Source organism: Parasynechococcus sp., from assembly GCF_042954245.1.
GTDB lineage: Bacteria > Cyanobacteriota > Cyanobacteriia > PCC-6307 > Cyanobiaceae > Parasynechococcus.
Window position 1 is genome coordinate 1 of sequence record NZ_JBGKDP010000051.1, and the last position, 9,240, is coordinate 9,240.

The 9,240-nt window shown below is 61.0% G+C and carries 8 protein-coding genes, 2 pseudogenes and 1 riboswitch; of the genes and pseudogenes, 3 read left to right on the plus strand and 7 right to left on the minus strand.

Annotated features, from left to right (window positions below; genetic code table 11):
- Window positions 1–571 precede the first annotated feature (571 nt).
- The 6 genes from thiC to ruvB form a co-directional block, all read right to left on the minus strand.
- On the minus strand, window positions 572–1,942 hold the full coding sequence (gene thiC / locus ACGVJ8_RS02360) for a phosphomethylpyrimidine synthase ThiC (protein WP_392345305.1): 1,371 nt from the start codon (window positions 1,940–1,942) through the stop codon (window positions 572–574).
- 45 nt (window positions 1,943–1,987) lie between these two features.
- A riboswitch (TPP riboswitch) is annotated at window positions 1,988–2,094 on the minus strand.
- 31 nt (window positions 2,095–2,125) lie between these two features.
- The gene (locus ACGVJ8_RS02365; protein ID WP_392345306.1) at window positions 2,126–2,740 is read right to left on the minus strand and encodes a HEAT repeat domain-containing protein; all 615 of its coding nucleotides are present in this window, start codon (window positions 2,738–2,740) and stop codon (window positions 2,126–2,128) included.
- The gene (locus ACGVJ8_RS02370; protein ID WP_392345307.1) at window positions 2,737–2,964 is read right to left on the minus strand and encodes a DUF3188 domain-containing protein; all 228 of its coding nucleotides are present in this window, start codon (window positions 2,962–2,964) and stop codon (window positions 2,737–2,739) included. The genes ACGVJ8_RS02365 and ACGVJ8_RS02370 overlap by 4 nt, the downstream gene beginning before the upstream one ends.
- The gene (locus ACGVJ8_RS02375; RefSeq protein ID WP_392345308.1) at window positions 2,961–4,142 is read right to left on the minus strand and encodes an amidohydrolase; all 1,182 of its coding nucleotides are present in this window, start codon (window positions 4,140–4,142) and stop codon (window positions 2,961–2,963) included. The genes ACGVJ8_RS02370 and ACGVJ8_RS02375 overlap by 4 nt, the downstream gene beginning before the upstream one ends.
- Window position 4,143: 1 nt before the next feature.
- The gene (locus ACGVJ8_RS02380; protein ID WP_392345309.1) at window positions 4,144–4,908 is read right to left on the minus strand and encodes a tetratricopeptide repeat protein; all 765 of its coding nucleotides are present in this window, start codon (window positions 4,906–4,908) and stop codon (window positions 4,144–4,146) included.
- Complete coding sequence (gene ruvB / locus ACGVJ8_RS02385; RefSeq protein WP_392345310.1) at window positions 4,905–5,951, minus strand: Holliday junction branch migration DNA helicase RuvB; 1,047 nt, start codon at window positions 5,949–5,951, stop codon at window positions 4,905–4,907. Before ruvB ends, ACGVJ8_RS02380 begins: the two co-directional genes overlap by 4 nt.
- Window positions 5,952–6,001: 50 nt before the next feature.
- Between ruvB and smpB the strand changes: the two genes are divergently transcribed.
- Entirely contained in the window at window positions 6,002–6,502 is a 501-nt protein-coding gene (smpB, locus tag ACGVJ8_RS02390; RefSeq protein WP_392345311.1) for an SsrA-binding protein SmpB, read from the plus strand.
- Here smpB and ACGVJ8_RS02395 read toward each other — a convergent pair.
- Window positions 6,496–8,190 (minus strand): serine/threonine protein kinase, encoded by a 1,695-nt coding sequence (locus ACGVJ8_RS02395; protein ID WP_392345312.1) that lies wholly within the window; start codon window positions 8,188–8,190, stop codon window positions 6,496–6,498. The genes smpB and ACGVJ8_RS02395 overlap by 7 nt on opposite strands.
- Window positions 8,191–8,255: 65 nt before the next feature.
- Between ACGVJ8_RS02395 and ACGVJ8_RS02400 the strand changes: the two are divergent.
- Window positions 8,256–9,068 (plus strand): annotated as a pseudogene (locus tag ACGVJ8_RS02400) (SUMF1/EgtB/PvdO family nonheme iron enzyme).
- A pseudogene (locus tag ACGVJ8_RS02405) lies at window positions 9,065–9,208 on the plus strand (L-histidine N(alpha)-methyltransferase); the annotation flags it as partial. The pseudogenes ACGVJ8_RS02400 and ACGVJ8_RS02405, both read left to right, overlap by 4 nt.
- Between the last annotated feature and the right edge of the window lie 32 nt (window positions 9,209–9,240).

The following is a 9,240-nucleotide window of genomic DNA, read 5'->3' on the forward strand; positions in this document are numbered from 1 at the left end:
AAAAATAAAAACTTAATTGAAGTCAGGCAATCATTAATTACCCAAAATGATGGTAATAATTTTTTATTAATTCCCTAAGAAGTATGTTAATCAATTTGCAGAAAAACACAAGAAATTATCTTATATAAAAGGCTTTGTGGAATAATGCATGCCAGTGCAATAAAATAGATGTGATCAACCCCATAAAGTAAAACCATGGCCTGAAGAATAAGCGCAAAGAATAAAATACAATTAATATTTGCTATTGGTTAATAGCGCCACAGCGAATGCAGCAATCCCAATGCCAAGAATCTGAATCATTGAAAGTTTGTTGTCATTTAGAAAACCAACAAGAGATCCAAATAAAATCTAGAGAATCAAGTATATGTTGAATGCATACAGATAGTTGGTAGGCCTACTCCTCCCTTTAGCTCATCAAAAAGCTCCCTACTAGATCCAACAAGACTCCGAATATAAATACGTTTGACTTTAAAATTAAAATCAGCTCCCGAATATCAAAGTGATTCAGATTGCTATGATCTAAGGATAAAGTAGTTGCCAATTGAAACTACAAACACGGCCACTAATATCTTCATAAACCTACAGAAGTTGATTCGAGTGCTTTTTCTAGTTCAGTTATATCTTCATCAGTAATCTTGGTTTGCATTGGACAGTGCTTTGGCCCACACATCGAGCAAAACTCAGCCTGCTTGTAGATGTCTGCTGGCAGGGTTTCATCATGAAACTCCTTGGCCCTCTCAGGATCCAGAGACAGCTCAAACTGCTTATTCCAGTCGAAGGCATATCGGGCCCGGCTGAGCTCGTCGTCACGGTCACGGGCGCCGGGGCGGTGGCGAGCGATATCTGCCGCATGGGCGGCGATCTTGTAAGCGATCAAGCCCTCTCGCACATCCTCAGCGTTGGGTAGACCTAGGTGCTCCTTTGGAGTCACATAACAAAGCATCGCCGTGCCATGCCAACCAGCCATGGCCGCGCCGATTGCGGAAGTGATGTGGTCATAGCCCGGGGCAATATCGGTCACCAGAGGACCAAGCACATAGAAGGGCGCTTCACTGCACTCCTCCATCTGCTTTTTCACGTTGAACTCGATCTGGTCCAACGGCACGTGGCCGGGCCCTTCCACCATCACTTGCACGTCGTGCTTCCAGGCGCGACGAGTCAGTTCACCAAGGGTGTGCAATTCGGCTAGTTGAGCGGCGTCGGACGCGTCGTGCTGACAACCGGGGCGCAGCGAGTCACCAAGGGAGAAGGTGCAGTCGTAGCGCTTGAAGATCTCGCAGATGTCGTCAAATCGCGTGTAGAGCGGGTTCTGACGGTGGTGGTACAGCATCCATTGGGCTAGGATGCCACCGCCGCGGCTGACAATGCCGGTGATACGGCCCTTCACCTTGGGCAGGTGTTCGATCAACAGACCCGCGTGGATGGTCTGGTAATCAACGCCCTGCTGGCAGTGCTTCTCAATGATGTGGAGGAAGTTGTCCTCGTCCAGCTTCTCGATTGAGCCGTGGACGCTCTCGAGCGCCTGATAAACGGGCACGGTGCCGATGGGCACCGGGGATGCACCAATGATCGCGGTGCGCACCTCGTCGAGGTTGACGCCGCCGGTGGAGAGATCCATCACGGTGTCGGCGCCATACTTCACCGCCAGCTTGAGCTTTTTCACCTCCTCGGCGGCATCGGACGCATTCGGAGAAGCACCGATGTTGGCGTTCACCTTGCACTTGCTGGCAATGCCGATCGCCATCGGCTCCAGATTGGTGTGATTGATGTTAGCCGGGATGATCATCCGTCCCCGGGCTACTTCTTCCATCACTAGCGACTCGGGCAGGTTCTCCCGCTTGGCCACATGGGCCATTTCTTCGGTCACCACACCCTGACGGGCGTAGTGCATCTGAGAGACGTTGGCCTGACCCTTGCGGGACTCAACCCAGGAAGCGCGCATGATCTGAGGTGCGACGGACAGCCCAGGGGTCGACGTTTGGCCGTAGATCACGCTCAAGCACTTCCCTGCGCCGGCATGACCCGGAATCAGGTTCGGAGGGTGTGATCTCAGTCTGGGTTCATGGTGAAACCCAGACACCCCTAGTGATGTTTGAACGCTAGCAAGCGTTGCTCAAAAGCCCGTTCAGCTGGCTTGCAAACCATTGAGCACGGCAGCCACCACGCGGTGATCGCTGTCCTGTAGAAGCGATTGCAACAGGCCTCTGGCCTGCACCGCGATGTGGTCGGCACCTCCCTCCCGAACGATCCGACTGAGGATTTCAGCCCCACTCACCCGCACCGTGCCATCGGCGTCGGCAATCGCCATAGTCGCGAGCTCCAGCAACCAACCCAGATCAATGGCGGGCTGTTCCGCCAGGGCGGACAGAATGCTGCAACGCACCAGCCACGCGGCATCGGCTTCAAAGGCAGAACGAAGCAAGGGCCAAGCCCGCTCCACCCCGTAGCTGGCCAGGGCATTGGCTGCCTCAGCCCGAACATTGGGATCTTCGTCCGCCGTGATCAACGCACTCAGCACAGTCCAGCCCTGTTCGGTGCGCTTGTAGCCCAATCCACTGCAGCTCAAAGAACGCACCAGAAAGGGCTTCTGCTCCGTGCCCAGCACCAGCAACGGCACAGCCTCAGCGTCCGAGCAATGCCGGAGCTTTGTGATCGCCGGCATCGCCTGTACCGGATCCCCACTGGCAATGGCCTGGCGGACCACCTCGAGATCAGGACGTTGCGGATCGGTCTCGCTCATGGGTTGCTGCCAGGGGTGCGCGCCCGTTGAAGATTGGCCAACAGCCTGGCGCGACGACGCTGCCGACCGAGAGCGCTGCTGATGATCAGACCCGAACCCACCAATATGGCGGGGAGCACCTGCACCCGGTCCTTACCCTGGCGCTGGTTTGTAGCCAGCAACGCGAGCAAGATCAGCAACGGAGCCCCGAGAGCAACCCAAATTACCGCACGACGTTGGTTCATGCCGACGTGTTCTCCGTGATCCACGCCAGCAGGGTGGCCGTGAGAACCGCAATACCAACACCGAGGGCGTCTTCCTCGAGCGCAAAAGCTCGGTTGTGCAGCGGCGCACACCCTTCGGGCCCGGCCACCCCTAGCCGCACCATCATTCCCGGCACATCCCGAAGCAGCTCAGCAAAGTCTTCCGCCCCCAGGGAGGGTTGCTCGACCGGCAGCACCTTGTCGCGGCCCAGATACTCCACCGCACAGCGTTCGAGTAAGGTCGTGAGCTGCGGATCGTTGTGCACCGGTGGCGCAATGCAGCGGTAATTAACCACAGCCGTACCCCCTCCACTGGCACAGATTCCCTGCACCGTCTGATCAATCCAGGCCGGCAGCTGAGCGTGCTGCTGTAGATCCAGACAGCGCACTGTGCCCAGCAAACGCACCTGATCGGCAATCACGTTGAAGGCGCGACCGCCCTCCACCTTGCCGAAACTGATCACCACCGGCTGCAACGCATCTAAGCGGCGGGCGATGGTCTGCTGAAGCTCTGTGATCACCCGAGCCGCCAGCCAGACAGCATCCACCGACTGATGGGGACGGGCACCATGGCCGCCCTCCCCCTGCACCCGAATCTCCAGCTCACCGGCCGCCGCCGTGAGACAGCCCCGACGGATTCCCACCGTGCCCACCGGCAAATTCGGCACCACATGCACGCCATACAACGCATCGAGGCCCTCCACCGCCCCCGCATCCCGCATCCACACCGCCCCCTGGGCCATTTCTTCGGCAGGTTGAAACAGCAAGCGCACCCGGGCCGCCAAAGCCGGCTCCTGGGCCAGCAACCGCGCCACCCCAAGACCCGTGCAGGTGTGCAAATCGTGGCCACAGGCGTGCATCAAACCCTGCCGGGTGGAGGCATAGCTCAGCCCGGTACGCTCCTCCACTGGTAGGGCATCCATGTCCACCCGCAAGCCCACCGTGGGGCCGTGATCAGGCCCCAATTCGGCCACCACGCCCGTGCGGCCAACTCCCTCACGGACCCGCCAACCCAGCTGACGTAGTTCACCGGCGACCAGGGCGGCGGTCTGATGTTCCTCACCGCTGAGTTCAGGGTGAGCATGCAGATGCCGGCGCAGATCCAGCAGCTCAGGCAGCTCACGGCTGAGTCGATCGGAGAAGGACGCCGGTTGGGTCATCTCAGGACGCCTCCAAAGCCAGGAACGCCATCAGATCCGCCGTCGGCTGGGGTGGCCAGCGGCGCACCTGCTGCAGCCAGTCCACCTGGCGATAACGCTGATCCAGCCCGGCCGCCGCGGCCCAGTGGCTTTCGGCTTCACCACTAGATCCTTCGCGCCAGAGCAGGCCGCTGAGGGCCGCCCGAGCGTCGGCGAACAAGGGATAGCGACGGATCAGTTTGCGCAATTCCGCCTCCGCCCAATCGAGATCTCCCGCTTGCCAGGCCGCCAGAGCCTCGCTGGAGCGGGCCATGGCGAAGCCGGGGCGGGCGAGGGCAGCCTGGCCATAAAGCTCTCGAGCCTCAGGCCAGTCCCCTTGCGAGCCGCGCACATTGGCCAGGTTGTAGAGAGCTGAGGCATCCTGCGGATCGCGCTCCAGAATCCAGAGATAGTCGTCCGCTGCCGCGGACCAGTCCTGAAGCGCCTCCTCTGCCGTGCCCCGGTTCAGATGCGGGTCGCTTTCCTCCGGCGCCAGAACAATCGAGGCGCTCTGATCTTCGATGGCCCCAGACGCATCGCCCAGGGCCAGACGCACATTGCCGCGGTTGCTCAGCGCTGCTGCATCCTCTGGGGCCTGCTCCAGAAAGCGGTCCCACATGGGCAGCGCCTCCACAAAATCCCCCTGACGGCTGGCCGTCAGCGCTTGCTCATAGAGCCCCTGTAGGTCGAGGGCCTGCACCGGTAGGGCCAGCACCAGACTCAGCAAGAGAACGAGGAACCGATTCATGCCGCCTCGGCCAAGTGAATGCGGGCCGCATCCGTGACCATCCGGCCGCGGGGAGTGCGCATCAGCAACCCCTGCTGCAGCAAAAACGGCTCCACCACGGTCTCCAGAGTGACGGGGTCATCGCCGAGGGCAGCCGCCAAAGTCTCAAGGCCCACCGGGCCGCCACCGTGGTGGTCGATCAGCACCTCTAGCAAGCGCCGATCGCTGGCATCGAGGCCCCGATGATCAACGCGGTGCAGGCTCAGGGCCTCTCCCACCAGGGCCTGATCAATGGCTCCACCGCTACCGCCGCGCACGCTGGCCACATCCCGCACCCGGCGCAGCAGGCGGTTGGCAATCCGAGGCGTACCACGGCAGGAGGCGGCAATTCTGCTGCAAGCCTCCGGCGTGAGGGTAACCCCGATCAGCCCGGCGGTGCGCTCCACGATCGCTTCCAGGTCGTCTTGGCCATAAAACTCCAACCGCTGGATCAGGCCGAACCGGTCCCGCAGCGGGGAGCTCAGCGATCCGGCGCGGGTGGTGGCCCCCACGAGGGTGAACGGCGGCAGGTCGAGAGAACGGGTTCGTGCTGTGCTGCCCTTGCCTACGGTGAGATCAAGGCGACGGTCTTCCATCGCCGGATAGAGCAGCTCCTCCGCCACCCGACTCAGGCGATGAATCTCGTCAATGAACAGCAGATCACGGGGCTGCAGGTTGACCAACAGACCAACGATGTCGCGCGGGCGTTCCAAGGCCGGTGCACTGGTGACCTTGCACTGCACTCCCATTTCTTCGGCCAACACCATGGCCATGGTGGTTTTGCCCAAACCCGGCGGGCCATAGAGCAGCACATGATCCAAGGCATCCTCTCGACCCAGCGCCGCTTCCACTGCAATGCCCAGCACTTGCTTGAGCTCGCTCTGGCCGATGTAGTCGTCCAGGCGCTGGGGCCGCAGCTTGTCTTCCGGCCGACTCACCACCTCTTCAGGAGCCAGCTGAGGGTCCACCAACGCCTCGGGGCGGCGTGGTGGCTTGCGACCGGAACTGGAAGAGACAATCGCCATGCGGGCAGGGTACCCAGATCTGGATAGGGTCGGAAGACGCAGCCAGAGCCATGCCCAAGGGAGGAGCGAAAAAAACAGCCGCAGCCGCAGCAAGGGCCGCCGCCAACCGGATGCTGGCGGACAACCGTCAGGCCCGGCATCAATACGAGATCCTCGAAACCCTCGAAACAGGCATCGAGCTGGTGGGAACAGAGGTGAAATCGATCCGTAACGGCAAAGCCAACCTGCGCGATGGCTTCTGCCTGATCCGCAATGGAGAGCTGCAGCTGCACAACGTGCACATCTCACCCCACACCCATGCCGGCAGCTACTTCAACCACGACCCGCTGCGCACCCGCAAACTGCTGGCCCATCGCAGTGAGATCGACAAGCTGCGCGGTTTGGTGGATCAGAAAGGCCTGACGCTGATTCCCCTCAACATTCATCTCAAGGGGTCCTGGATCAAGCTCACCATCGGGCTGGGCAAAGGTCGCAAATTGCACGACAAGCGCGCCGCCGAAAAGGAGAAGCAATCTAAAAAAGATGTAAAAGCGGCGATGGCGCGCTATTGAGGGAGCGGCTCCGCCCGACAAGACAGGGTGAACAGACCCGAGGAAACCCCTTGGTTGGTGACCAACACCTGCAGCGGCAAGCCCGCTTTCGGCGCAATCCGAGCCACCCGCAGAGGGCCACGCTCCGCCTCCACCTGCCCATTAACACCGAACACCATCATCTGCATCAGCGGTGTGCCGTTGATGCCCAGGGCCACGGCATCACCTACCGGAGCCTCCACCAGAACCAAACGCGCGTCACCGGCAGGGATACGCAACGACGTGTTGGTGGGTTCCAGCGGGCGCGCTTTGAGCCGCACGATTTCGACCTCATCAAGGCTCTGCATCGCCGCTGAAATCCAAAGCTGAAGAAAGGGGTCGGCGGGTTTCCGGCCCTGCATGGCCATCGGCAGTAGATCCTGGGTGCCAGCACTCACCAGATGCTCCACAACCTTGGGATGAACACCCTGCTGCCGCAGCGCCTGCCGCGGCTGCTCCCAGTCCCCATCGCTTAGACGACCCAATCGGGCACGGATCGCCGGCGACAGCTGCCCAATCCGGGCCAGCCATTGCTCTGCCAGCTCGGTCCAGTGCCTTCGGAGCGGCGCACTCTCCAGCGACTCCATGCTGAGCTGGCTGGCATCCACAAGTTCGACAAACCAACTGCGATCCACCTGCAGCGCCCGCAAGCGGCTGAACAGCTGCTCGCGTTGATCCAACTCCTCTGGCGGCAGACTGACGACAGTTGCGGCCCCATCCCTTCTGGGGCGGGGAGGCCTGTCTCCGGTGGAGGTGCGCGGAAGCAGGAACCAACCGATGGCGGAACTCACCAAGGCCGACAGGGCCAAGGCGATCACCACAGGCCAGAGGCGACCCTCCGCTCCCTGCTCGCGAGCCATCGCGCGCTTTTGACGAGGGGATGTTGAGGAGGGAGCCGTCGCAGTGAACCGTCCCGATGCAGCAATTGGCTTCTCGATTGGACCGCTGTGTTCAGGCATCGCTAGCTGCTGCAAGGCCTCCTGGGCACTGGCAATATCAGGAAAGCGACGGTTCGGATCCGCCGTAAGCAACCGCTCGAGCACGGCTTGATACGCGGGATTCAGCCCCAGCCTTTCGAGACTTGACGGGAGATTGGACGGCTGGCCCGTCAACAAGGCCATGGCTGAAACTGCCAAATCCCGTACATCCATCCAGCTGGCGGCGTCTTCAGTGGGAACAAGCTCGCCTTTCAATACAACCGGCAAACCATCACTGGTGCGGCGCCACAGGTTTTGGAGACTGATATGCCCATGCACCAGGTCGTGAGAATGAAGCGCTCCCAAGACTGGTAAGACCTGCCTCAGCAGCAGCAGCACTTCGCCAGCGCTGAAAACCATTTGGCGTCGCGCGCGTTGCTGTTGAAGCGAGGCGAGGCTACTGCCTTCGATCCAGTCGCGAACGGCCCACAAACCATCCTCCAGATCAAGCAACTGACCAAAGCGAGGCAACTGATGCGACCCGATCGTCTGCAAGACCTCCCAGCGCTGACGAAAAGGCTCTTGGCTGGCCAAGTCGTTCAGCTGACGTAGCGCTACAGGGCAATCGCCGGCCATCACATCCACCGCACTCCAGAAGGAACCACGCAGCGGATCGGGTCCACTCAGCCGTTCCTCCAGGCGATATCGCTCCATCAGCACCGTGCCGGAACCGCTCAAGGGATTCAGCCGCATCGATGGGCTGATGGTACCGATGGTTTGCTGCACCCCCTAGGGTCCGCGAAGGATGGATCGGGCTCGTGCTGCTGGACACTCTCCTGGCGGTGCGGCGCCGCAGCGAAGCACTGATCACACCTCTGGAACCGGAAGACCTGATGCTCCAGGGAATGGCCGATGCCAGCCCACCCAAATGGCATCTGGGCCACACCAACTGGTTCTTCGACACCTTCGTGCTGCAGCCCCATGCAGCTGGACATCAGGCCTGCGCCCCGCTCTGGAGCTATCAGTTCAACTCCTATTACGACGCCGTCGGAGCGCGTCACCCCCGGCCGCAGCGGGGGCTGTTCAGCCGTCCGGCCATCGGCGCGGTGCTGGCCTGGCGCCAAAAAGATGGCTTCAACCGCCAGCCGCTGGAACCCGTCTATAACCCTGAGGCTCAGCTGACCCTGACCCTGAAGGAGGAGCAGTGACAGGCGCCGCGCTACTGGCGGGGTGACAACCACGAATTCACCCTGGCGGGCTGCCGCCGCCGCGACTCCCAGGCACCGGTGCGGCATCTGAGCTGGTTCGAAGCGGATGCCTATGCCCGCTGGAGCGGTGCCCGGCTCCCCACCGAAGCGGAATGGGAAAACGCCCTTGGCCTGCATGGCGCTGCCATGCAGCACGCCCACCGGGTGCTGTGGCAGTGGACCTCCAGTGCGTACAGCCCCTATCCCGGCTTTCGCCCGGTGGAGGGAGCCATCGGCGAATACAACGGCAAATTCATGAGCTCCCAGATGGTGCTGCGCGGCAGCAGCTGGCTCACACCCCCGGGCCACGAACGCGACAGCTACCGCAATTTCTTCCCGCCAGCGAGCAGCTGGATGGCGGCTGGCATCCGGCTGGCCCGATGAGCATCAGCCTGGTCAACCTCCACCCACCAGTGACAGACCTCAAGCACCTGGTTCGGGATGGCTTGCGGCGCAGCCCTCGCCAACTGCCGGCCTGGATGCTCTACGACGCCGAGGGATCACGGCTGTTCGCCGAGATCTGCTAACAGCCGGAATACACCCTCACCCAACGGGA

What these genes read in the sequence shown, in the direction of transcription:
- thiC (WP_392345305.1), bottom strand. Translation starts at nt 1,942, where the DNA reads ATGCGCGCTTCCTGGGTTGAGTCCCGCAAGGGTCAGGCCAACGTCTCT.
- ACGVJ8_RS02365 (WP_392345306.1), bottom strand. Translation starts at nt 2,740, where the DNA reads ATGAGCGAGACCGATCCGCAACGTCCTGATCTCGAGGTGGTCCGCCAG.
- ACGVJ8_RS02370 (WP_392345307.1), bottom strand. Translation starts at nt 2,964, where the DNA reads ATGAACCAACGTCGTGCGGTAATTTGGGTTGCTCTCGGGGCTCCGTTG.
- ACGVJ8_RS02375 (WP_392345308.1), bottom strand. Translation starts at nt 4,142, where the DNA reads ATGACCCAACCGGCGTCCTTCTCCGATCGACTCAGCCGTGAGCTGCCT.
- ACGVJ8_RS02380 (WP_392345309.1), bottom strand. Translation starts at nt 4,908, where the DNA reads ATGAATCGGTTCCTCGTTCTCTTGCTGAGTCTGGTGCTGGCCCTACCG.
- ruvB (WP_392345310.1), bottom strand. Translation starts at nt 5,951, where the DNA reads ATGGCGATTGTCTCTTCCAGTTCCGGTCGCAAGCCACCACGCCGCCCC.
- smpB (WP_392345311.1), top strand. Translation starts at nt 6,002, where the DNA reads ATGCCCAAGGGAGGAGCGAAAAAAACAGCCGCAGCCGCAGCAAGGGCC.
- ACGVJ8_RS02395 (WP_392345312.1), bottom strand. Translation starts at nt 8,190, where the DNA reads ATGCGGCTGAATCCCTTGAGCGGTTCCGGCACGGTGCTGATGGAGCGA.